This window comes from Rhizobium sp. BR 249 (genome assembly GCF_047445895.1).
In the GTDB taxonomy this organism is placed as follows: Bacteria; Pseudomonadota; Alphaproteobacteria; order Rhizobiales; family Rhizobiaceae; genus Rhizobium.
Genome location: NZ_JARWKX010000014.1, coordinates 39,468 through 61,521 on the forward strand (window position 1 = coordinate 39,468; position 22,054 = coordinate 61,521).

A 22,054-nucleotide genomic window follows, 5' to 3' on the forward strand; every position below is an offset into this window, starting at 1 on the left:
GCGCTGGCGAATTCGATCCGCCAGCGCGTATGAGTCAGCGATCAGAGCCCGAGGCTTGCCCGGTAAAGCTTCAGCTGGCTGTCGCGGCCAATCTGGTCGGTGATCTTTTCCCAGGCAGCCGCGATCGCATCCGCGGTTTCCTGTGCCGATTTATACTGTCCGGCAAAGCCCTTTGCCAGTTCGTCCTCGGCAACGGAGTAATATTGGAAGATGCCAGGAATGCGCGGCTCGATGGCGGCGTTCGGATGGTTGTAGCTGTCGGCGTTCGAACCGAGATAGTCCTCGATATAGGCGCGGTCGTAACCTGCCTTTTCCCATTCGTCGTAGTTGAAGTTGGACTGACGATAGGGCTGGAAGCCGGAAGGATAGGCCGACGTCCACAGGGACAGATCCTTGCCGCCGAGGTGGGCAGCGGCAGACCAGGCGGCCTTACGCTTCTTCTCGTCGCCGGAGACCTGCTTGGTGACGTAGATGCCCCAGCCGAGATAGGCCATGTTGGGGGCTTCGTTATACTTGTCTTCCCATTGCCCGGTCTTGCGGTTGTAGACGCGGTTGGAGCCGCGGTTGATGCCGAAGCCGACCACATCGCCCACGACCGACGTGTCCGAGGTGCGAGCGCTGGAGCCGACGTCGCCCCACCACATCAGCATGGCGCCGGTGCCTGCGAGGAACTGCGAGAAAGCCGTGGTGCCGGGGTCAGCATTGATCTGGTCGGCCGGATACGCCTTGGCGGCGATCAGATCCAGGACGTCCTGGATCGCCTGGACCCAGGCGGGGTTATTGACCAGCGGCTTCATGTTTTCGGGATCGAACAGCCAGGCYGGGTCGCCGGGATATTTGGCATAGGCCGTCGCGCGGTTCTCGATGAAATAGAAGCCGAAGCCGCCCCAGCCCTTGAGCGGATCGAGATAGCCGTAAGCCGGCTGGCCGGTCAGCGGATCGGTCTTGCCGATCAGCGCCTTGGACGCCGCATTGACCTCCTGCCAGGTCTTCGGCGGCTCGGCCATGCCGCTGATCGAGCCCTCGCCGAAGTAATCCTTGCGGTAAGCGAAGGTGTGGCAGTCGCCGTCGATCGTTACACGATAGGTCTTGCCGTCCCAAGTGCCGACCGGCGGCTTGAGGTAGCTCACCAGATCGTCGGCTTCGATCTGCTTTGCAGCCCAGTCGGGCATCTCGTCCAGCAGCCCGCGCCCGGCGGTGTCGCCTTCGAAGGGCGCGCCCATTTCGAGAATGTCGAAATCGACCGTGCCGGTCGCGATCGACTGCTGAAGGCGGGCGTTGTAGTCGGCCTGGGCAAGGTCGATCCAGTTGATCTTGGCGCCCGTATAGGCTTCCCACGGCTTCAGGAAACCGCGGAACAGGAAATTATGCAGATTCTGGTTGTTGAGCCCCATGAAGGTCAGCTCGACGCCCGCGAACTCGCCTTGCTTGACATTGGCCTTGGTCGGGCCGAGGCAGAGTTCGCCGACCTTCTGCCAGTCCGCATCCGTCGGCGAGCCCTTGCCGACGCCCGGGATCTGCAGAATTTGGGCGCGCACGTCATCGGCAGCAAATGCCATGCCGGGAATGCCGCCCATCGCGCCGGACAGGCCGAGCAGGGCGGCGGCACTCGCCGTTCCGCGCAAGACGTCGCGGCGGCTCGCCTGACGGCGCATCAATGCATCGTATATTTCGACTTTCATGTCTTCCTCCTCCACGTTTCCTAGCGCTGCCGGCAGCCGATCTGACGGGCCGGCTCCAGTTCGATTTTAAGACTGGCTTGGTGCAGAACTATCTGGTAAGCAAGAAATGAAACGTTTCATATCCTGCTTGAAACCGCTTCCTCCCGGTCTCGCGACGGAGGATCAGACGGCGCGCTGAAAAAGTCAACAAGAAATGAAACGTTTCACGGAGGAGGATTGACGGGTGTTTTCGGGCAGGCGCAGAGGACGGTTTTGCCGGCCGGATGCTCTGGAATACGCGGCAAGGCATGCATGTTCCCGGGGCTGCCCGGGAACGCTGGACAGCAAGCGGGAGGCACATGGCTGAGGTCGATATTTCAGGGGCGCGCAAGGCTTACGGCGCCGTCAATGTCCTGCATGGCGTGGATATAGACATTCGCGACGGCGAGTTCGTCGTGCTCGTCGGCCCGTCCGGTTGTGGCAAATCCACCCTGTTGCGCATGGTCGCGGGGCTGGAAAGCATCACCGGCGGCACCATTTCGATCGGCGGAAAGGTCGTCAACAACCTGCCGCCGAAGGACCGCGACATCGCGATGGTCTTCCAAAGCTATGCGCTCTATCCGCACAAGACCGTCGCCGAAAACATGGTTTTCGCGCTGCGCCTGCAGAAGCAGCCGGCCGACCTCATCAAGCAGCGCCTGCAGGCGGCGGCCGAAACGCTCGACCTCGTGCCCTATCTGGACCGCTATCCGCGCCAGCTTTCGGGCGGCCAGCGCCAGCGCGTGGCGATGGGCCGAGCCATCGTCAGGTCGCCGCAGGTGTTCCTGTTCGACGAGCCGCTTTCAAACCTCGACGCCAAGCTGCGCGTGCAGATGCGCAAGGAAATCAAGGAACTGCACCAGCGGCTGAAGACCACGACCATCTATGTCACCCATGACCAGGTCGAAGCGATGACCATGGCCGACAAGATCGTGGTCATGCAGGGCGGCAAGGTCGAACAGATCGGCACACCGCTGGAACTCTACGACCGCCCCGGCAACACCTTCGTCGCAACCTTCATCGGCTCGCCGTCGATGAACCTGCTGAAAGGCCGCTACAAGGCCGATGGCGCGATCTTCGTCACCGAGGCCGGCGACGAGATTGCCCTCGGTTTCACGCCGGAAGCCGCCGACGGCCAGGCCGTGCTGCTCGGCATGCGGCCTGAACACCTGTCGCTCAGCGAAAGCGGGCTGAAGACGACGGTGAACGTCACCGAGCCCACCGGCCATGAAACGATGGTGTTCCTGCGCTACGGGCCGGGCGAGCTGGTCGCGGTGTTCTCGGAACGCCACGATTTTGACCCCGGGCAGGCCGTGACGATCGCCCCTCGGCCGGAGAAGCTTCATCTTTTTGATGCGGCATCCGGCAAGACGTTGCGACCGGAACAAGCCTCCGGCAGGTGAGGACATATAATATCCAGGGAGGCGCGCTGCTGGCGAACCGCTCTCCCCAGGAACTCTTCGGGCGTCCGGGTGTTTTGCTTTCTTCTCACTCCCCGAAATTGCGATCGACCGAGGAGTTGATCCATGGATATGACGCGCGCCCGGGATCGTATGGTGGAACAACAGCTGACACGCCGCGGTATCGGCGATCGGAGCGTCGTTCGGGCGATGCGCACGGTACCGCGCGAAAGGTTCGTCGACCCCGGCTTCGAGGAATTCGCCTATGAGGATGCGCCGCTATCGATCGGCGACGGCCAGACCATTTCGCAGCCGTTCATCGTCGCCCTGATGCTCGAAAAGGCGGACCTCGATGCCGGCGACAAGGTGCTCGAGGTCGGAACCGGTTCCGGCTATGCCTCGGCCCTCATCAGCCGCATCGCCAGGCACGTCTACTCCGTCGAGCGCCATGAGCGGCTGGCGCTGCAGGCCAGGGAGCGGTTCGAGAGGCTCGGATACTCCAACATCGACGTTCGTGTCGGCGACGGCAGCAAGGGTTGGCCGAAAGCCGCTCCCTTCGATGCGATTATCGTTTCCGCCGGCGCGCCCGAGGTCCCACTTGCCTTGAAAGAGCAGCTGGACTTCGGAGGACGGCTGATCATTCCCGTCGGCCGCGGCGACGCGCAGCGTCTGAAACGGATCACACGGACCGGAGCCGCCGTCTTCGAGGAGGAAGATCTCGGCGGCGTCCTGTTCGTTCCCCTGATCGGGGAAGACGCCTGGACCGCCGCACATCCGATGTATACGGCGACGGCCCCGTCATCGCCTGCGGAAGAGGCGCCCGCTGCGTTCATCGCGGATGCGGCGGAAGAATTCTCATCGCTTGATGACAAGAGCTTTGCCGCCCTTTTCGACCGGTTTGCCGAAAGCCGCATCGTTCTGCTCGGCGAATCCACGCATGGAACAGCAGAGTTTTACGAGGCCCGCGCCGCCATCAGCCGCCACCTGATCGAGCATCACGGCTTCAACCTGATCGCGGTCGAAGCAGATTGGCCTGATGCCGTGGCGCTCGACCGATGGATAAACGGCCAAGCGCCGAAAGGTGGTGAGCCATTCAGCCGCTTCCCCAGGTGGATGTGGCGCAATCTGGAATTTTCCAGCTTCGCCGGCTGGATGAAGGAGGAAAACCGGCATCGAAAGACTTTGCAGAAAGATCCAGTACGGTTCTACGGCCTGGATCTTTACAACATGTCGGGATCGATCCGCTCCGTGCTCGACTACCTCGAAAACGTCAGCCCGGAGACGGCGGCGACCGCCCGGGAACGCTACGGCTGCCTCAGCCCCTGGCAGAGCGATCCGGCGACTTACGGCAGAGCCGTCCTCACCGACGCCTACAGATCATGCGAGGAGGCCGTGCTGAAACAATGCACCGAACTCCTGGCGCGGTCTCTCGATGACTCGGCCTCCGATGGCGACGATTTTCTGAATGCCGCCCAGTCGGCAAGGCTGCTCGCCGCAGCCGAGCGCTATTACCGCGTCATGTATTACGGCGGTTCCCAAGCCTGGAATCTCCGCGACACCTATATGGCCGATACGATCGAACATCTGCTCGAGTTTCACGGACCGGCGGCGAAGATCATCATATGGGCTCATAATTCCCATATCGGCGACGCCCGCTACACCGACATGGCGGCCGCCCGCGACGAACTCAATCTCGGCCAGCTGTGTCGGCAGCGTTTCGATGGAATGACCAGCCTCATTGGACTGGGAACGCATTCCGGCGCAGTGATCGCCGCAAGCGACTGGGACGGTCAAGCCGAGACGAAGCAGGTCAATCCATCGCTGCCGGAAAGTTGCGAGCGCCTGTGTCACAATTCCGGAAGGCCGCGATTTCTCCTCGATTTCAAAGCCAGCGAGGAACTGCACGCCAGTCTTGTCGAACAGCGGCTTCAGCGCTTCATCGGCGTCATCTACCGACCGGACACGGAGCGGCTGAGCCATTACATGCCGACGTCGCTGTCACGGCAATATGATGCCTTCCTCTGGTTCGATGAAACCCGCGCGCTTTCGCCGCTCGGGCCGCCGGAGCCGGACACCGGTGACCGGGAAACTTTTCCCTATGGTTTCTAGCGCATCGGCTTGAAGGCGGCCGCTCCTTGGTCCCGGGAACTTTTGCGTCCGCCGCAGGTTCTATGCGGAACGCATAGGGAGGGCGCATTGGGAAAAATACGCAAGCCCGCACTGCCGGAAGGCATGATCGACTCCACCGAGTTCCAGCAGAGATTCTGGGCAATTCAACGTATTTCCTGGATCGTCTTCACGCTGCTTCTGCTGGCCTGTTTATTGGGTCTGCTCGGAAGGGGCGGGCCGTTCTCACGCCAAACGCTGGTATTGCCGGGCGGATCCGTGGATTTCCCCACCATCTCCCGCTGGAACGCTCCTGAGCATATGGTCGTGAACTTCGGGCCGTCGTCCGAAGACAGGATTTTCACGATCGACGCGGCCTTTCTTCAGACGTTTTCCATTCAGAGCGTCGACCCGCCTCAAAAGGCGACCTTCGCGCGGGACGGTCGGATAGGCTACATGTTCCCCGCCGACCCGGCAGGGCCGACGCAGATCGTATTCCGCCTGCAGACGGAACTTGCCGGCCCGCGTCGCGCCACCATCGGCATCGGGGCGGACACCCGCGCGCAGTCGACTTTCATCTTTCCGTGAGGACGTCACCGTGGATGCTGTATTTCGCGGACTGACAATCTATTTCACGCTGCTTGTGATCATCCGTCTGTCGGGCAGACGGACGCTGGCTCAGATGACACCCTTCGACCTGGTCATCGTGCTGGTGATTTCCGAAACCACGCAGCAGGCGATGCTCGGGGACGACTTCTCGATCACCAACTCCATCATCCTGATCCTCACGCTGTTCACCACCGACATCGGCCTCTCCTACGTCAAGAGATGGTGGCCCCGCGCCGCTCACGTCATCGACGGCGTTCCCACAGTCCTCGTGACGGACGGCGCCTATGACGAGCGCGCGCTCAAAGGAGCCCGGCTGCAGAAGGAAGACGTCATGGAAGCGGCTCGAAGCCAGGAAGGTATCGAGAGCGTGGCGGAGATAAAATTTGCAATCCTCGAAGTGAGCGGCGCCATCAGCATCATCAAGAAGCAGAAACCCGGCTGACCATTGGTCGGCTATGCCAGGCGAGGCCGAACGAATATCGAAGCGGAGACACGGGAACTCTCCGCTTTCCCGAAAGTTCGGCGGATCATCAACAGAGGAGATTCCGATGAAACACCTTGTCATTGCTTCACTCGCCCTCTCGCTTGCCGTTCCCGCCTTCGCACAATCCGCAGCCGAAAAGTCGGGGGTCAATTCCCTGATCGGCGTCCCGCCGAAAACCGAGGATTTCGTCAAGGAAGCAGCCGCCAGCGACATGTTCGAAATCGCCTCAAGCAAGCTCGCTGCCGAGCGAGGTGACGATGCGACCAAGGCCTTCGCGCAGCAGATGGTGACCGATCATCAGAAAACCCGCGATGAACTCAAGGCACTGGTCTCGAACGGCAAGGTCAAAGCAACGCTTCCAAACGCCATGACAGCGGAGCAGCAGAGCATGCTCGACAAGCTGAACGGCCTGCAGGGAGACGATTTCAACAAGCAGTATCACTCGGATCAGGAATCGGCCCATGAAGACGCGGTCGATCTCTTCAAGCGCTATGGCGACGAAGGCGACAATCCCGAGCTGAAGGCATGGGCCGCAGCCACGCGTCCGGCTCTGGAGCATCATCTCCAGATGGCCGAGGAGCTGAACAAGTGAGCGGTGGGCGGAAGCAACGATGATCGACGACGAGACGCGAAGAATTCGCGCCTACCAGATGTGGGAAAGCGAGGGCCGTCCGGAAGGTCAGGACCTCGCACACTGGTACAGAGCGGGTGACGATGCGGACAATCCGGCGGCGGATGTCGCCGAATATATCAGGTATGCCCAAGCCGCCGTCCCTGCCGGTTCGCTGGTCGTCAAACTCTATCGCTCGGGCAGCCATGTCAGGGGATATGTTCGCAACGTCGCGGATACGGACCGGAACGACAGGATATTTCCCGGCGAGGAGATGGAGCCCGAAGCGGCGTTCAAACTGGCCGAATCCCACCGAGGCAACAGCCGCAACCCCGTCTTCGTCGAGCTTGTCGAAGATGTCGAATGGGACCCGTCATGGGGTCGGCTCAGAAACAGCCCAATCTAACGGTCGAGCGACGCGTTTCAGAACGACAGGTCGAGCACCCTGCCCTCGAACAGACGGTCCCGGGAGCCTTCGAGATGCGCCTTCATCAGCCTTTGCGCATCGTCGGCCCGGCCGTCGGCGATCGCCTTGTAGATGGCGTTATGCTCTTCATAGACCTGCTCCAGCCCCTGGCGGGGACCGAGCAGCGAGAGGCCGTGGAGATGCATGCCGACAGCGATATGGGCTTTCAGCGCATCGATCGAAGCTGTGTAGTAATGATTGTTGGCGGCTTCCGTCACCGCGCGGTGGAAGGTGAAATCGGCATCGGCGCGGTGAAGCTGATGGCTGGTCGCCTCGCGCAGATCCGCCAGCGCATTGGCGATCTTCTGGATGGCCTGCTCATTGCGGCGCTTGGCGGCGAAATAGGCGGCGGCCGGCTCGATCGTCAGGCGGAATTCGTAGCAGCGCTGGATATCGGCAATGGTTTTGACAGGCGAATAGGCGAGCTGCGTGGTCGGCGATCCATGCGCGCTGACGAAGGTGCCGGCGCCTTGGCGGGCATAGACCATGCCCTGGTCGCGCAAGCGCGCCAGCGCATCACGCACGATCGGTCTCGAAACACCCAGCATCGAGGCGAGTTCATGTTCGCCGGGAAGGCGTGAATCCGGCGGGTAGTTTCCGCCGCGGATGCGCTCCAGCAGCTGGTCGAAGACACGATCGACCAGCTTGACGGCCTTGCCGCGTTCGGGCTTGCCCGGCGGGCCGGCTTCCGCGTTCAAAGATTCGCCATTCGCTTCAACCACGTCATTCTCCCCGACGGTATTCTACTATGCCGCCTGATTCCGAGGAACCAGTCTTAGCAAACTATCGGGCTTGCCGAAGCCCCCCGACTTGACGGCGCACCGAAATTGCCGCCCATCGCCGGCCGTGACATCAAACCACGGAACACCAGCCTCGATCTCGCCCTTCGGCGCCAGCACCCTGACGCCAAGCGCCTGAAACACGGCAAGGGCGGTATCGCCGCCACCAACCATCAGCATATCGGGCCCTGTGTCGTCGATGACCGCTTTGACACCTGCCGCAAAGCGGCTGGCGACGAGGCCCGCATCGGCCGTCATATCGCCGGTGCAGCGAAGGAGGACCGGCAGCGCCAGCCCCTCCCCGCATCCGATCTCGCCGATCGGGGCGTCCACCACCATGCGCAGGGCACCCGAAGCTTCGAGCCGGTTCATCTGGACGGCGGTGATCGGGTCGCGCGAGCCGAAGGCAAACAGCGTGCGCGGACTTGCCGCAAACTCCATGGCAGGCTGCCCCGCTTCGCCAAGCCGGCGGGCAAATGCCGCGCCGAGGCCGCGCGCACCGACCGCAAGCATCCTCGTCCAGTCATGACCGTCGACGATCTGGTCGAGGTCAAGATCGTCCTCCGCATCGGCAACGACGACATCATCCCCACCGCGACCGAACAGATCGGCGATCGGCAATGGCTTGGGAACCCCGCGCCCGACGACGCAGCCCCGGTAGGTCACGCGCTCCTGATCGGGAATGGCGGGCGCCACCAGGATGGTTTTCAAGCCGAGCGCCTCGGCGAGCGCCAGGCTTTCCGCCGCGACATTGCCCTTCAGCCGGGAATCGATCTTCTTCATCACGACCAACGGCTTCTCGCCGCAAAGCACCTCGGTCGCCGCACGGACCGCTTCGACGGCTTCGCGTTTGCCAAGCGCGCGCGAGGCAGTGTTGACGACGACGACATCGCAGCCGGTTGCGATCGCATCCTGAGCCGCCCCGACGTCGACGGCAACCGCAACCGAAAGGCCGGCCGCAACGAAGGGCGTACCGGTATCGAGTGCGCCCGTCAGATCGTCGGCGATGATGGCGGCCTTCAACGTCATGCGATCTGCTCTGTATTGACGGCGTGGCAGGCGACGAGATGGCCGGGTTTCGCTTCCTTCCAGGCGGGAATAACCTTGCTGCAGACGTCCATCGCGATCGGGCAGCGCGTGTGGAAACGGCAGCCCGAAGGCGGGTTCAGTGGGCTCGGCACGTCGCCCTGCAGGATCTGGCGCTGGCGGGTGCGCTCACCTTCCGGATCGGTCTCCGGAACGGCCGACAGCAGCGCCTTGGTATAGGGGTGCAGCGGATTGTCGAAGAGCTCCTCGCGGGTCGCCAGTTCGGCAAGCCGCCCGAGATACATGACGCCGACGCGGGTGCTGATATGGCGCACGACGGCGAGATCATGGGCGATGAAGAGATAGGTCAGCCCGTATTTCTCCTGCAGATCGAGCAGGAGGTTGATGATCTGCGCCTGGATCGATACGTCGAGTGCCGAGATCGCTTCGTCGCAGACGATGAATTTCGGCTGGCAGGCCAGCGCCCGGGCGATGACGACGCGCTGGCGCTGGCCGCCGGAAAGCTCGTGTGGGTAACGCTGGGCAAAGCGTGTGGGCAGGCCGACATCGGTGAGCAGCGTCGCCACCCTCTCCTTCAGCTCGGCCTTCACGCAGAGCTTATGAAAGAGCATCGGCTCGCCGATCGCCTCGCCCACCGTCATGCGCGGATTGAGCGTCGAATACGGGTCCTGGAAGACGATCTGCAGGTCGCGGCGGAAAGGCCGCATCTGCTTCTCATCGAGTGTGGCAAGGTCCTGGCCCTTGTAAACCACCCTGCCGCTGGTCGCCTTGTAGAGGTTGAGAATGGTGAAACCCGTCGTCGATTTGCCGCAGCCGGATTCGCCGACGAGGCTCAGCGTCTCGCCTTCCATGATGTCGAGATCGACATTGTCGAGCGCATAGACCGTCGCCGAACGCTCGCCGAAAGCGCCGAGCTTGACGTGGAAATGCTTGACCAGGTTTTCGACCTTGAGCAGCGGTTGAGCAGCCATCACGCGGCCTCCTGCATTCTCTGGACGACGAAACAGGCGGCGCGATGCTTGCTGCTGCCGGCGAGCGGTTCGAGCTGCGGCACTTTCTCGTGACAGACCGCCTCGGCGAGCGGACAGCGCGGCGCAAAGGGGCAGCCCTTCGGCCGGCGGCCGGGCTCCGGCGGCGTGCCGCCGATCGAGCTCAGCCGGCTTGCCGGCGGGTCCGACAGTTTCGGGATCGAGGAGAGCAGACCGCGCGTATAGGGATGGCCGGGACGAGCATAGAGCTCGTCCACCGGCGCATCTTCCACGACGGTGCCGGCATAGAGCACGGCGACGCGATCGACGAGACCGGCGATCAGCGCCAGGTCGTGGGTGATCCAGACGACGGACATGCCGAGCTTGGCTCTGAGATCCTTCACCAGATCGACGATCTGGGCCTGGATCGTGACGTCGAGCGCCGTCGTCGGCTCGTCGGCGATCAGGAGCTTCGGATTGCAGGCAAGGCCGATCGCGATCATCACGCGCTGGCGCATACCGCCCGATAGTTCATGCGGAAAAGCCTGCAGGCGCTCTTCCGGCCCGGGAATGCCGACGAGGCGCAGCAGTTCGACGGCGCGGGCGCGGGCTTCGGCCTTCTTCATTCGACGGTGATAGATCAGCGGCTCGCAGATCTGGTCGCCGACGCGCATGACGGGGTTGAGCGAGGTCATCGGGTCCTGGAAGACGAAGCCGATATCGCCGCCGCGCACCTTGCGCAGCTCGGCGTTCGACATCGTCTGCAGGTCGCGGCCGTCGAAGGTCGCCGATCCTTTGGCGACTTTGATCTTGTTGGGCAGGAGCCGCATCAGGCTCAGCATGGTGAGGCTCTTGCCGCAGCCGGACTCGCCGACAACGCCGAGGGTTTCGCCTTTATCGACATGTAGATCGATGCCATCGACGACGACGGCGGGACCATTGCGGCCGTCGATCTCGACGGTGAGGCCCCTGACATCGAGCAGGCGTTCTGTGCTTTTCGTATCCATCATTTGCTGCCCCGCGGATTGAGCGCGTCGTTGAGGCCGTCGCCGAGGAAGCTGAAGGCAACCGAGGCAAGGCCGAGCACGGCCGCCGGAGCGGCAAGGAGATGCGGATAATGCTGCCAGACGCGAAGGCCGTCCGAGATCATGTTGCCCCAGCTCGGCGTCGGCGGATTGACCCCGACACCCAAGAAGCTGAAGGCGCTTTCCAGGACCATCGCCGTACCGAGACCGGCGCTGACCGAGACGATCAGCGGACCAAGCGCATTCGGCACGACATAACGTTTGATGATGACCCAATTCGAAAGGCCGAGCGCCTGCGCGGCAGTGATATAGGGCCGGCTGCGGATCGACAGCACCTGGGCGCGCACGAGACGGGCATAGGGCGGCCAGGAGATCAGCGCCATCGACCCGAAGACGAGGATGAAATCCACCCATATGGTCTGGCGGTAGAAGGGATTGAGGGTCTCGAGGTAGCGCGCCTCCATCCATCGGGTGATCGGCGATTTCAACGAAGCATTGATGACGACGACGAGCAGCAGGTTCGGAACCGACATCGTGACATCGGTCAGCCACATGATGGCACGATCGAAAGGATTGCCGAAGAAACCGGCCACCGCGCCGAGCGTCAGGCCGATCAGCACGGCGAAGAAGGTGACGATGACGGCGACGAGGAAGGCGGTCCGCGTACCGAAGACCACACGGCTGAAAACGTCGCGGCCGAGATCGTCGGTCCCGAACAGATGGTTCATCGACGGCAGCGCGTTGCGGGCGTTGAGGTCCTGGCTGAGATAATCATAGGGTGTGAGGTATGGCCCGAAGATCGCCGTGAACGCCAGGATCAGGACGACGACGAGGCCGAAGACGGCGAGCTTGTTGCGGCGCAGCCGATGCCAGGCGTCGCGCCATAGGCTGACCGGCGGCTCCTCGACGGTTTCGGTAGTGGAAAGAGGGATGGCGGACATGGTCAGCGGCTCCTTCTTGAATCATTGGCGCGGGGATCGAGCAGCGGATAGAGAACGTCCACCAGCAGGTTCGACACCATCACCAGGAACGATCCGATCAGGGTGATTGCCAGGATGACCGGATAATCGGAATTGATCAGCGCCTGCACCGTCAACCGCCCGAGACCCGGCAGGCCGAAGACGAGTTCGACGAAGATGGCGCCGTTGACGATGGTGATCATGATCAGGCCGAGCTGCGTCACGACTGGCGTCAGGACCGGACGCAGGATATGGCGCAGCGCCACGACGATCTCGGGCACACCCTTGGCGCGGGCAGTGCGAACGAAATCCTCCGACAGCACCTCGATGACGGCGGCGCGGGTCTGGCGCACGATCAGCGCGATCGGCTGGAAGGAAAGCACGAGCAGCGGCAAGAGGATGCGGACATCGAGGATGCCGCCCCAGCCATAAGGCACGCTCGCGCCGGGCAGCAGCACGATGAGGCCGACCATCAGCAACGGCCCGGCGACATAGGCCGGGATCGCCCAGAGAAACAGCGCCGAGCCCAGAATGGCGTAGTCCAGGCGCGAATTCTGGTTCAGCGCGGCGATCATGCCGAGCGGGATCGCGACGACGGCCGTCAGGATGATGGAACAGAGGGCAAGCTGGAACGAGACGGGAGCGGCAGCCGAGACCATCGCCCAGACGGCGCGGCCCGAGGTCAGCGAATTGCCGAACTGGCCGTGCAGCAGGTTCCAGATGTAAAGGCCGAACTGCTCGATGAAGGGTCTGTTGAGGCCCGCGCTTTCACGGATCGCCTCGATGCGCTGCGGATTATAGGCGACGTCGCCCGGCGCGCGCAGGAAGATGAGCTTGATCGGATCGCCGGCGCCGTAAAAAGCCAGCGCATAGACGGCCAGCATCACCACGAGAACGGACGGAATCCAGATGGCGAACCGGGTTAGCACGTAGCGCAGCAAGGCCACCTCCCACCTGTTTTACGATGCGTTCCCGCCCTTGGCGGAAGCCTGGCGGATCGCATCTCTTCTTCTTGAAACTTGCGCGAAGGCCCTGCGGCCTTCGCGCGCTTATTGCCAGGAGACTATTGTTCCGGATCAGCCGATGGAGATGTTCCAGGGCTCGGCGATCTGCCAATCGAGGTTCTTCTCCATGCCCTTGACCTCCTTGGTGGCCCAGCGCGACATCGCCTGAGAATACCATGGAATGAAGGCCCAATCCTCGCGGAAGGCCTTCTGGGCCTCCTGGGCGAGAGCGATGCGCTGCGGATCGTCCGCCGCCTTGGTCGCCGCTTCGGCAAGGGCGCTGTCGACCTTATCGTTCTTGTATCCGCCGAGCTTGTTCTGCGCGTTCGACGAAGTCGAGGCGATGCTGCCTGTGAGATAAGAGACCGCATCGGGAACGCGGGTGCCGACGTCGTCGCGGAAGATCTGGACCGAGTTCTGATCCGGACCGGCATAGGCATCCTGCTGCGGTTTCATGTCGACGGCCGTGATGCCGAGATTCTGGCGCCACTGCTCGGCGATGAATTGGGCGGCGGCTTGAATGGCCGGCGCCGAAATGCCGACGAACAGGATCTTCGGCAGGCGCTCTGGGCCGCCATAGCTCGATTCGGCAAGCAGCTTCTTGGCGGCCGCCGGATCATAGGGAAAAGCCTCGAATCCGGAATTTTCGGCGCCGGGAACCGAATTGAGGATCTGATCGGCCTTCTTGTGCGGCCCATCGGGATAGGAGGCCTTGAACAGGCCGTCGCGGTCGACCGCCATGATCAGCGCCTGGCGCACCTTCGGATCGTCCATCGGCGCGCGGGAGATGTTGAACCAGAAGTGCTGGCTGGTCGGGATCAGCGGGCCGGCCGAGAATTCCGGGCCGAGATCCTGAATGATCGTCGAGGTGACGAGCTCGGTATGGGCGTTGAACTCGCCGGATTTGATCAGCGACGTCGCGGTGACATTGTCCTCGATCGAGGTGATGTCGATGCGGGCCAGCTTCGGCTTCGGCCCAAAGAAGTTCTCGTTCGGCTCGAATGTGATCTTGCCGGCATCGATATCGATGCTCGTCAGCTTGAACGGGCCTGAAAAGACCGGCTTGCTGTCCGGCTTGTACCAGTCGATGATCTCCTCGCCATCGCTGCCGCGCGACTGCGACGCCTTGGTGATCGGCGCGATGTGGTTTGCCAGGCGCATGAAGAAGATCGGATCGGCGGCGGCGAGCGTCACAACGACGGTCCCCTCGTCGGGCGTCGCAACACCGATCAGCTCGTTGCCGGAGCCGGCGGCGATTTCGGCGTAGCCCTTGACCTTGCTCAGCACCTGGTCGGCGCGCTGGCTCTTGGTGTTCGGCATCGAGGCGACTTCCCACGATCCCTTGACGTCGGCGGCGGTGATCTTGCTGCCGTCGGAGAAGACGGCCTTGGGGTCGATCTTGAAGGTCCAGACGGTGTTGTCGGCCGATTCCCAGCTGGTGAAGACGTAAGGCTTGATATTGCCTTCGCTGTCGAAATACATCGGCGCGGCCCACCAGATGGAATTCCAGCGGAAGGTCCTGCCGCCGCCGCGCAGCGGCGACCAGTCCTGATCGAAGGCCGGATGCGCGACCTTCAGCACCTGGCCTTCATCGGCCAGCACGATGCGCGCATTCATACCGAACACGGTGAGGCCGACGCCGGCCGCAAGGCCGAGCTTCAGCGCGTTGCGACGTGAAATATTGGTTTTGTCAGATTGATCAAAAGACATGGCATTCCCTCCCACGGTGAATTCGGCAGCGTTCTCCCTGCGCCTGCCGGGCGCAGCACAATCCGTCGCCTATGGTTCTCTCGTTATTGTAAATATGTCAACAAAAAATCGCAGTTTTGACCCGTTGAAAATTTTGAGTTTGAAATAATGTAATAATTACAATCAGATAAATTTCCGCTCTCGTATTAATCCATTTTGTCTTCTTGACAAAAGCGTCACGATGGAAAAGTTCTTTGCACTCATCGCCACAGACGAACGACAATTTTTCTGCGCAGCCGGCACGGCGGAGCGCGCCTAAGGGAGGGCGGAATGAGCCATCACAGGATTACAGGCGTTTTCAGCGCGGCCGCTACGCCGCTGACCGCAGATAACACGCCGGATCTCGCTCTTTTCACCGATCATTGCCGTCGGCTGCTGGCCGAGGGCTGCCATGGCGTGGCCCTGCTCGGCACGACCGGCGAGGCCAACTCCTTCTCCGGAGCCGAACGCCGCGCCATTCTGGAAGCGGCGCTGGAGGCCGGCATTCCTGCCGGCAAGCTTCTTCCGGGTACTGGCGTCGTCGCCATTCCCGAAACCGTGGAACTGACCCGGCACGCGCTGTCGCTCGGCGTCACCAAGGTGGTGATGCTGCCGCCCTTCTACTACAAGGGCGTTTCCGACGACGGCCTCTTCGCCGCCTATTCGCAGGTGCTGGAGAAGGTCGCCGATACGCGCCTGCAGGTCATCCTCTACCATATCCCGCAGGTCTCAGGCGTGCCGCTCTCCATTCCGCTGATCGGCCGGCTGATTGCCGCCTTCCCGGAAACCGTCGTGGGCATCAAGGAATCTGCCGGCGATTTCAACAACATGCAGGCGATCATCTCCGCCTATCCCGGCTTCTCCGTGCTGGCGGGCGCCGATCCGCTGCTGCTGCCGCTCTTGAAGGCCGGAGGTGCGGGCTGCATCACGGCGACCTCCAATCTCGTGGCGGATTCGCTGCGCACCGTCTACGACCACGTCCATGACCAGGACCGCGCCGGCGAAGTCGAGGCGGCGCAGGCGCGGATCAACGCCTATCGCACGCTTTCCAACTCCTACGTCCAGATCCCGACGATCAAGGCAATGGTCGGGCTGAAGAGAGGCAATCCCGCCTGGAAGCGCACGCGCGCACCGCTGATGCCGCTCAGCGAAGCGGATTATGCCGCACTCGCCGAAAGCTACGCCAAGCTGCCCTGAGGAGACCCGCCATGAGCTTTACCGGCCTGCCCCCCGAAGCCGTTCCCGCCCTGATGACCGGGATCATCGCTCCTCATCCCTCCTTCAAAGGCCGCGCGGATGCCTATCTGCCCTCGCCCTGCATTCAGAACCACGCGGCAAATCTCGCTTTTCTGCCCGACGGCACGCTCACCTGCGTCTGGTTCGGCGGCACGATGGAGGGCATGGGCGATATCTCGATTTACATGTCGCGGCTGGCGCCGGGCTCCGATCGCTGGTCCGAGCCGGAGAAGATGAGCGACGATCCGGAGAAATCCGAGCAGAACCCATTGATTTTCAACGCTCCTGACGGAAAGACATGGCTGCTCTATACCTCGCAGACCTCGGGCAACCAAGACGGTTCCGTTGTCAAATGCCGGATATCCGAGGATGGCGGCCGGACGTTCGGCCCGGTCCGGCTCCTCTGCGACAGCCCCGGCACATTCGTTCGCCAGCAGATCGTCGTGAACGGCAAAAGCGAGTGGCTGCTTCCGGTCTTCCGCTGCGTCGGCCTTGACGGACGGCGCTGGAGCGGCGACGCCGATACGGCAGCGGTTCTGATCTCGCGCGACGGCGGTGCGAGCTGGCAGATGCACGACATTCCGGACAGTATCGGCGCCGTGCACATGAACATCCTGCCGCTCGGCGGCGACGAGATGATCGCCTTCTACCGCAACCGTTTCGCCGAAAACATTCTTTCCAGTCGATCGAGCGACGGCGGCAGGACGTGGAGCGCGCCCGAGCCTGCGGACCTTCCGAACAACAATTCCTCCATCCAGGCGACGGTCCTGAATGATGAAGGGATTGCAATGGTTTACAATCATTCGAATGCAGCGATGTCCGACGCGCGGCGCCAGTCTCTCTATGACGAAATCGAGGGCGACGAGGCTGGAGAGACGGCCACCGCTGCTGTTGCCGATACCGGCCGCAAGGCGGTCTGGGGCGTTCCGCGTGCGCCGCTGAGCCTTGCGATATCGAGGGATGGCGGCAAGAGCTTCCCGCATCGCATGGATCTCGATACCGGCGACGGTTTCTGCCTGAGCAACAATTCGAAGGATTCGCTGAACCGCGAATTCTCCTATCCCTCGATCATCCAAGGCAGCGACGGCACGCTCCATGTCGCCTACACCTACTATCGGCGAGCCATCAAATATGTGCGCCTCGCCCCGCAATCCCTGCCGTGAGCAAGGCGGTGGCCGGCCTGTTGTAAATCTGCGTCCCTTCGAGCCCGAAAGGACGCAGGCCCGATCGCTTCGACCAACTGAACGGCCAGAAATTGACAACAGGCTTGACAGGCTTGTCATCAGTACGAGCTTTTGCCGCCTGCCATTGGCGATCTCCGTTCAACTATTTAATTTTATTATAAAATACCAGAATTTTTGGCTTATCTAAATCTGGTCCATCGCATATCGGACGACAAAATTTCCAGCTCTCAACAATGCCCGCTTGACTTTGACATTACAACTTTACATTAAAGAGAGCGACACTGTTGCCGCAAGATCCTGCAGGGAGGACTGGTCATGGCCAGCTTGGGTTCGCCAATCACGATAATTCGGCCGCATCAGATCGAATTCGGCATCGGCACGGCAGGAAAGCTCGGCAAATGGGCTGCCGAAAAAGGCTATCGGCGCACGCTTGTCATCTCGGATGCTTTCAACGCTTCGCGCATCGATGTGCTGGAGCTGAAGGGCGAGGTCGCGGTCTTCTCCGAGGTCACGCCCGAGCCGGATACGGCCAATCTCGACAAGGTGCTGGCGGCGGCCAACGCCGCCGATGCCGAGCTGATCGTCGGCTTCGGCGGGGGCAGCGCCATGGACCTGGCAAAGCTCGCCGCCGTTCTGGCCGGCTCGGAGCAGACGCTGCATGAGGTCGTCGGCCCGAACAAGGTGCGTGGGCCGCGCAAGGTAGGGCTTGCCCAGGTGCCGACGACCTCGGGCACCGGCAGCGAGGCCGGCATCCGCGCGCTCGTCACCGATCCCGCGACGATGGCGAAGCTTGCCGTGGAAAGCCTGCATATGCTGGCCGACATCGCCGTCGTCGATCCGGCCCTGACCTTCAGCGTGCCGGTGCGCACAACGGCCGCAACAGGCGTCGACGCGATGGCCCATTGCGTCGAGGCCTTCACCAACCGCAAGGCCCATCCGATGGTCGACATCTATGCGATCGAGGGAACGCGGCTCGTCGGCAGATATCTCGCCCGCGCCGTCAAGGACGGCAACGACGCGGAGGCGCGCGCCGGCCTCGCGCTCGCCTCGCTTTACGGCGGCTTCTGCCTCGGCCCGGTCAATACCGCCGGCGGTCATGCCCTCGCCTATCCTCTCGGCACGCGCTGGCATGTGGCGCATGGCGCGGCGAATGCCCTGATCTTCCCGCATGTTCTCGCCTTCAACACGCCAGCGGCCCCGGAAAAGACGAAAGCGGTGATGGCAGCGCTCGGCTATGAGGCTTCGGAAAACACGGCATCGGTCTTCGATGCGGCTTATGCTTTTTGCGCCGAGCTCGGCATCGAGATGAAGCTTTCCGGCCTCGGCGTGCCGGAAAGCGATCTCGACGCCATGGCCGACGACGCCTTTGCCATTCGCCGTCTGCTCGATAACAATCCGCGCGATCTCAGCCACGCCGACATTCGCTCGATTTATGCGGCTGCTTTTTGAGCAGCACGGTTTCAGAAGGGACTTTGATGATGGACAGGAATGCGAAAGTCGCCGTGACGCTCGGCGACCCGGCCGGCGTCGGCCCGGAAGTGATCGTCAAGGCCTTGGCGGCGCTTCCGAGCGAAGAGCGCCGCGATTTCGTCGTCGTCGGCAATGTCGAAGCGCTGGAGCGGGCCGACCGCGTCAGCGGCACCGGGCTGAAATTCGCGCCTGCCGATCTATCCCGTGACGACAGGATTAGCGTTGATGAAGTCCCGCTCGGCGCGGCCCTGCCCGAGATCGGCAAGGTGAGCCCGGTCGCGGGCGATGCCTCCGTGCGCTATATCACCCGTGCCGTCGATCTTGCCATGTCGGGTCAGGCCGATATCATCGTCACCGCGCCGATCAACAAGGAGGCGATGAACCTTGCCGGCCATCACCATGACGGCCACACCGGGCTTCTCGCGCATCTCACGGGCTCGAAAAGCTCCTTCATGCTGCTTGCCTCCGAGCGGCTGAACACCATCCACGTCTCCACCCATATCTCGCTGAAAGGCGCGATCGCACGCGCCAGGACGGAGCGGGTGCTGGCAACCATCGAGGCCGGACACAAGCATTTCCTGCGCCTCGGCAAGACGGCGCGCATCGCCGTCGCCGGCCTCAATCCGCATTGCGGCGAAAACGGCCTGTTCGGCACCGAGGACATGGAATTCCTGGCGCCCGCCGTCGAGCAGGCGCAGGCCAGGGGTATCGACGTCGTCGGACCGATCTCGGCCGATACGGTGTTTGCCCGCGCCTATAACGGCGCTTTCGATCTCGTCATCGCCCAGTATCACGACCAGGGCCATATCCCGATCAAGCTCGTCGCCTTCGAAACCGCGGTCAATGTCTCGCTCGGCCTGCCGATCGACCGCGTATCGGTCGATCACGGCACCGCCTTCGACATTGCCGGCACGGGCAAAGCCAACCATATCAACATGCTGTCGGCCATCGCATATGCCAGGCTGATGGCCCGCTCGCCGCGGCAGAAGACCTAATCCCACGTCAGGGAGGAACTGGCGGGAAACATTTCCCGCTGCCGCGTCACATGCCGAACAGACGGCGATCCCAGAAGACGGGCTCGTGGAGGCTCGCCGTGATCGCGGCGAATTCCGGATGCGCCGGATTGATCAGCACGTTGCGGTCGACGCGAGCGGCGACGCTCGGCACCAGCAGGATGGCGCTGCGCTTCTCCTGGCACCAGCCTTCACCGAAGTCCTTGCTAACGCTGGCCGGCATGCTGTCCCAGCCCGGCAGCGCGGGCTCGGAGAAAACCTCGTAGCTGACCCCGCGCGGTATGGTGATGGTGACATAATGCTGGTTGGGCGGCAGTCGTCCGCTGCCATGCACGAGCTTTTCGAGAAGCGCCGTCGAATAATGTTCGCTCGTATAAATGATCGGGCTGCCTGCCGTGTTCCACCGCCCCGGCGCGATGGTCGAGCCGGTGGCGTCGAAGATCGGATAGGTTCCGTCAGGATCTCCGATACGGACGGATGTCAGCGTGCGGTCCAGGCGTTGCGCGCTCACGCAGCACTGCCGTATTTCAGGCTTCCGAGGATATCGAGAACGAGTTCGCCGCCGATTTCGCTCTGGATGACGACGTCGATCGGCCGTCTGTCCTCCAGCATCACATGCGGGCGGAACAGGAAATCGCGCGCCTCGATCTCGCTCTGCCAGACATCGAGTGCCAGCCCCCAGACGCGCGCGAGGCGGGCGAGCTTTATGCCCTCGTCGGAGGAAAGCCGATGCTTGGACTTGCGCCGCTCATAGGTGGCCTTCGGCACCAGCCGGTACTTGAACTGCGCATCGCTTGGCGCCAGAAGCAGCGCCATCCGGTCAAGCGCCTTGACCGGCAATCCCTCCTCAATGCTGGAGAGCAGCCCGAAGGCCGAACGCGAGGCCGGCTCCCTGGCCGGCAGGCCGAGAACATCGGCAACGACTGCAAATCCCGTCATGACAATGGCTCCAATTCACTTGAGGTTATATTTAGTCTCAATTGGGCCAATGTTCAATAGCCGTTCCAGCCGTGCTTCGATCCTGTCCCATCGGGTACAGCGATGATGGCATGTTCACTCGCTGGAGCGGGGGAACCGGCAGCCAGGAATGCGCTTAGCTACATCAAGTCTTTTCCTACAGGATCATCTTTTTGGAAATTCATTTCTCCTCATTCTATTTAGTCCACTTAATTTATAGACATAGTCATTTGGAGAGTGGTCATGAGCATCGAAAAGTCCGAAAGCGGTTTTGGAAGGCGAGATCTGCTGAAATTGTCCGTAGCGGCCGGGGCTGCCGTCGCCGGCGCTTCGCTGATCGGGCAGAAGCCGGTTTTCGCAGCCGATGGGGAGCTGTCGCTGAAAGGCAAGCGCATCGCCATCAGCGCCACCGGCACCGATCACTTCTTCGACCTGCAGGCTTACAATGCCCAGATCGAAGAGGTGAAGCGTCTCGGCGGCGAGCCGATCGCCGTCGATGCCGGGCGCAATGACGGCAAGCTGGTCTCGCAGCTTCAGACGCTGATCGCCCAGAAGCCGGATGCGATCGTTCAAATCCTCGGCACGCTCAGCGTCATCGATCCCTGGCTGAAGAAGGCGCGCGATGCCGGCATCCCGGTTCTCACAGTCGATGTCGGTTCGACCAATTCGATCAACAACACCACCTCGGACAATTGGGGCATCGGCAAGGATCTGGCGCTGCAGCTCGTCTCCGATATCGGCGGCGAAGGCAATATCGTCGTCTTCAACGGCTTCTATGGCGTGACGCCTTGCGCGATCCGCTACGACCAGTTGGTCAACGTCGTCAAATATTTCCCGAAGGTGAAGATCCTCCAGCCGGAACTGCGCGACGTCATCCCGAACACGGTGCAGGACGCCTTCACGCAGATCACGGCGATCCTCAACAAATATCCGGAAAAGGGTTCGATCAAGGCGATCTGGTCGGCCTGGGACATTCCCCAGCTCGGCGCCACCCAGGCGCTGACGGCAGCAGGGCGGACCGAAATCCGCACCTATGGCGTCGACGGCAGCCCCGAAGTGCTTCAGCTCGTCGCCGACCCCAATTCGCCGGCCGGCGCCGATGTCGCCCAGCAGCCGGCCGAAATTGGCCGCACCGCCATCCGCAACGTCGCCAAGCTGCTGGCCGGCCAGACGCTGCCCCGCGAGACCTATGTTCCCGCCCTTCTCGCCAACAAGGTCAATGTCGGCGACGTCACCAAGAAACTCGGCATTGGTTGACGCAGCCCGATGAACGGTCCGGCCWKGCCGGACCGTTCACTGCCGGAATCAC

21 protein-coding genes and 1 pseudogene are annotated in these 22,054 nt (G+C 62.3%); 12 read left to right on the forward strand and 10 right to left on the reverse strand.

What is annotated here, in order from left to right; all coding sequences use genetic code 11:
• Nucleotides 1-41: 41 nt before the first annotated feature.
• Complete coding sequence (locus QD408_RS14770) at nt 42-1,682, reverse strand: extracellular solute-binding protein (RefSeq protein WP_088682356.1); 1,641 nt, start codon at nt 1,680-1,682, stop codon at nt 42-44.
• 338 nt (nt 1,683-2,020) lie between these two features.
• Here QD408_RS14770 and QD408_RS14775 point away from each other — a divergent pair, with 338 nt between their 5' ends.
• The 7 genes and pseudogenes from QD408_RS14775 (at nt 2,021) to QD408_RS14805 (ending at nt 7,315) form a co-directional block, all read left to right on the forward strand.
• Complete coding sequence (locus QD408_RS14775) at nt 2,021-3,103, forward strand: ABC transporter ATP-binding protein (protein WP_088682355.1); 1,083 nt, start codon at nt 2,021-2,023, stop codon at nt 3,101-3,103.
• Between the two features lie 123 nt (nt 3,104-3,226).
• Nucleotides 3,227-5,209 carry a protein-L-isoaspartate(D-aspartate) O-methyltransferase gene (locus QD408_RS14780; protein WP_414139825.1) on the forward strand — a complete coding sequence of 661 codons (1,983 nt, stop codon included), beginning with the start codon at nt 3,227-3,229 and terminating at the stop codon, nt 5,207-5,209.
• A gap of 87 nt (nt 5,210-5,296) precedes the next feature.
• The gene (locus QD408_RS14785; protein WP_245313535.1) at nt 5,297-5,794 is read left to right on the forward strand and encodes a hypothetical protein; all 498 of its coding nucleotides are present in this window, start codon (nt 5,297-5,299) and stop codon (nt 5,792-5,794) included.
• A gap of 10 nt (nt 5,795-5,804) precedes the next feature.
• The gene (locus tag QD408_RS14790) at nt 5,805-6,257 is read left to right on the forward strand and encodes a DUF421 domain-containing protein (RefSeq protein WP_088682353.1); all 453 of its coding nucleotides are present in this window, start codon (nt 5,805-5,807) and stop codon (nt 6,255-6,257) included.
• A gap of 106 nt (nt 6,258-6,363) precedes the next feature.
• Nucleotides 6,364-6,891 carry a DUF4142 domain-containing protein gene (locus QD408_RS14795; RefSeq protein ID WP_414139826.1) on the forward strand — a complete coding sequence of 176 codons (528 nt, stop codon included), beginning with the start codon at nt 6,364-6,366 and terminating at the stop codon, nt 6,889-6,891.
• A 19-nt stretch (nt 6,892-6,910) separates the two neighbouring features.
• Nucleotides 6,911-6,997 (forward strand): annotated as a pseudogene (locus QD408_RS14800) (DUF2934 domain-containing protein); the annotation flags it as partial.
• A 51-nt stretch (nt 6,998-7,048) separates the two neighbouring features.
• Nucleotides 7,049-7,315, forward strand: coding sequence for a hypothetical protein (locus tag QD408_RS14805; protein ID WP_245313567.1), 267 nt, complete (start codon nt 7,049-7,051; stop codon nt 7,313-7,315).
• A 17-nt stretch (nt 7,316-7,332) separates the two neighbouring features.
• Here QD408_RS14805 and QD408_RS14810 read toward each other — a convergent pair whose 3' ends face one another.
• The 7 genes from QD408_RS14810 to QD408_RS14840 form a co-directional block, all read right to left on the reverse strand.
• Nucleotides 7,333-8,097: a FadR/GntR family transcriptional regulator gene (locus QD408_RS14810; RefSeq protein WP_008523284.1), complete on the reverse strand. Its 765-nt coding sequence runs from the start codon at nt 8,095-8,097 to the stop codon at nt 7,333-7,335.
• A 24-nt stretch (nt 8,098-8,121) separates the two neighbouring features.
• Nucleotides 8,122-9,183 carry a four-carbon acid sugar kinase family protein gene (locus QD408_RS14815; RefSeq protein WP_414139827.1) on the reverse strand — a complete coding sequence of 354 codons (1,062 nt, stop codon included), beginning with the start codon at nt 9,181-9,183 and terminating at the stop codon, nt 8,122-8,124.
• Nucleotides 9,180-10,172: an ABC transporter ATP-binding protein gene (locus QD408_RS14820; RefSeq protein WP_414139828.1), complete on the reverse strand. Its 993-nt coding sequence runs from the start codon at nt 10,170-10,172 to the stop codon at nt 9,180-9,182. Before QD408_RS14820 ends, QD408_RS14815 begins: the two co-directional genes overlap by 4 nt.
• Entirely contained in the window at nt 10,172-11,179 is a 1,008-nt protein-coding gene (locus QD408_RS14825) for an ABC transporter ATP-binding protein (RefSeq protein WP_414139829.1), read from the reverse strand. Before QD408_RS14825 ends, QD408_RS14820 begins: the two co-directional genes overlap by 1 nt.
• Nucleotides 11,176-12,135 (reverse strand): ABC transporter permease, encoded by a 960-nt coding sequence (locus QD408_RS14830; RefSeq protein WP_088682347.1) that lies wholly within the window; start codon nt 12,133-12,135, stop codon nt 11,176-11,178. Before QD408_RS14830 ends, QD408_RS14825 begins: the two co-directional genes overlap by 4 nt.
• 2 nt (nt 12,136-12,137) lie before the next feature.
• Entirely contained in the window at nt 12,138-13,094 is a 957-nt protein-coding gene (locus QD408_RS14835) for an ABC transporter permease (RefSeq protein ID WP_088682346.1), read from the reverse strand.
• Nucleotides 13,095-13,229: 135 nt separating this feature from the next.
• Nucleotides 13,230-14,867 carry an ABC transporter substrate-binding protein gene (locus QD408_RS14840; RefSeq protein ID WP_414139830.1) on the reverse strand — a complete coding sequence of 546 codons (1,638 nt, stop codon included), beginning with the start codon at nt 14,865-14,867 and terminating at the stop codon, nt 13,230-13,232.
• A 309-nt stretch (nt 14,868-15,176) separates the two neighbouring features.
• On the opposite strand from QD408_RS14840, the gene QD408_RS14845 reads away from it, so the two are divergent.
• The 4 genes from QD408_RS14845 to pdxA all read left to right on the forward strand — a co-directional run bounded on the left by QD408_RS14845 (nt 15,177) and on the right by pdxA (nt 19,770).
• Entirely contained in the window at nt 15,177-16,082 is a 906-nt protein-coding gene (locus QD408_RS14845; RefSeq protein ID WP_414139831.1) for a dihydrodipicolinate synthase family protein, read from the forward strand.
• 11 nt (nt 16,083-16,093) lie between these two features.
• The gene (locus QD408_RS14850; protein WP_414139832.1) at nt 16,094-17,284 is read left to right on the forward strand and encodes a sialidase family protein; all 1,191 of its coding nucleotides are present in this window, start codon (nt 16,094-16,096) and stop codon (nt 17,282-17,284) included.
• 336 nt (nt 17,285-17,620) lie between these two features.
• Complete coding sequence (locus QD408_RS14855; protein WP_414139833.1) at nt 17,621-18,754, forward strand: iron-containing alcohol dehydrogenase; 1,134 nt, start codon at nt 17,621-17,623, stop codon at nt 18,752-18,754.
• A 29-nt stretch (nt 18,755-18,783) separates the two neighbouring features.
• Complete coding sequence (pdxA, locus tag QD408_RS14860) at nt 18,784-19,770, forward strand: 4-hydroxythreonine-4-phosphate dehydrogenase PdxA (protein WP_414139896.1); 987 nt, start codon at nt 18,784-18,786, stop codon at nt 19,768-19,770.
• 46 nt (nt 19,771-19,816) lie between these two features.
• Here pdxA and QD408_RS14865 read toward each other — a convergent pair whose 3' ends face one another.
• Nucleotides 19,817-20,299 carry an RES family NAD+ phosphorylase gene (locus tag QD408_RS14865; protein WP_414139834.1) on the reverse strand — a complete coding sequence of 161 codons (483 nt, stop codon included), beginning with the start codon at nt 20,297-20,299 and terminating at the stop codon, nt 19,817-19,819.
• Nucleotides 20,296-20,727, reverse strand: a complete 432-nt coding sequence (locus QD408_RS14870; protein WP_414139835.1) for an antitoxin Xre-like helix-turn-helix domain-containing protein — start codon at nt 20,725-20,727, stop codon at nt 20,296-20,298. The genes QD408_RS14865 and QD408_RS14870 overlap by 4 nt, the downstream gene beginning before the upstream one ends.
• A 261-nt stretch (nt 20,728-20,988) precedes the next feature.
• Between QD408_RS14870 and QD408_RS14875 the strand changes: the two genes are divergently transcribed.
• On the forward strand, nt 20,989-22,002 hold the full coding sequence (locus QD408_RS14875) for a sugar ABC transporter substrate-binding protein (RefSeq protein ID WP_414139836.1): 1,014 nt from the start codon (nt 20,989-20,991) through the stop codon (nt 22,000-22,002).
• Nucleotides 22,003-22,054 lie beyond the last annotated feature (52 nt).

What these genes read in the sequence shown, in the direction of transcription:
- QD408_RS14775 (WP_088682355.1), top strand. Translation starts at nt 2,021, where the DNA reads ATGGCTGAGGTCGATATTTCAGGGGCGCGCAAGGCTTACGGCGCCGTC.
- QD408_RS14780 (WP_414139825.1), top strand. Translation starts at nt 3,227, where the DNA reads ATGGATATGACGCGCGCCCGGGATCGTATGGTGGAACAACAGCTGACA.
- QD408_RS14795 (WP_414139826.1), top strand. Translation starts at nt 6,364, where the DNA reads ATGAAACACCTTGTCATTGCTTCACTCGCCCTCTCGCTTGCCGTTCCC.
- QD408_RS14815 (WP_414139827.1), bottom strand. Translation starts at nt 9,183, where the DNA reads ATGACGTTGAAGGCCGCCATCATCGCCGACGATCTGACGGGCGCACTC.
- QD408_RS14820 (WP_414139828.1), bottom strand. Translation starts at nt 10,172, where the DNA reads ATGGCTGCTCAACCGCTGCTCAAGGTCGAAAACCTGGTCAAGCATTTC.
- QD408_RS14825 (WP_414139829.1), bottom strand. Translation starts at nt 11,179, where the DNA reads ATGATGGATACGAAAAGCACAGAACGCCTGCTCGATGTCAGGGGCCTC.
- QD408_RS14830 (WP_088682347.1), bottom strand. Translation starts at nt 12,135, where the DNA reads ATGTCCGCCATCCCTCTTTCCACTACCGAAACCGTCGAGGAGCCGCCG.
- QD408_RS14840 (WP_414139830.1), bottom strand. Translation starts at nt 14,867, where the DNA reads ATGTCTTTTGATCAATCTGACAAAACCAATATTTCACGTCGCAACGCG.
- QD408_RS14845 (WP_414139831.1), top strand. Translation starts at nt 15,177, where the DNA reads ATGAGCCATCACAGGATTACAGGCGTTTTCAGCGCGGCCGCTACGCCG.
- QD408_RS14850 (WP_414139832.1), top strand. Translation starts at nt 16,094, where the DNA reads ATGAGCTTTACCGGCCTGCCCCCCGAAGCCGTTCCCGCCCTGATGACC.
- QD408_RS14855 (WP_414139833.1), top strand. Translation starts at nt 17,621, where the DNA reads ATGGCCAGCTTGGGTTCGCCAATCACGATAATTCGGCCGCATCAGATC.
- pdxA (WP_414139896.1), top strand. Translation starts at nt 18,784, where the DNA reads ATGGACAGGAATGCGAAAGTCGCCGTGACGCTCGGCGACCCGGCCGGC.
- QD408_RS14870 (WP_414139835.1), bottom strand. Translation starts at nt 20,727, where the DNA reads ATGACGGGATTTGCAGTCGTTGCCGATGTTCTCGGCCTGCCGGCCAGG.
- QD408_RS14875 (WP_414139836.1), top strand. Translation starts at nt 20,989, where the DNA reads ATGAGCATCGAAAAGTCCGAAAGCGGTTTTGGAAGGCGAGATCTGCTG.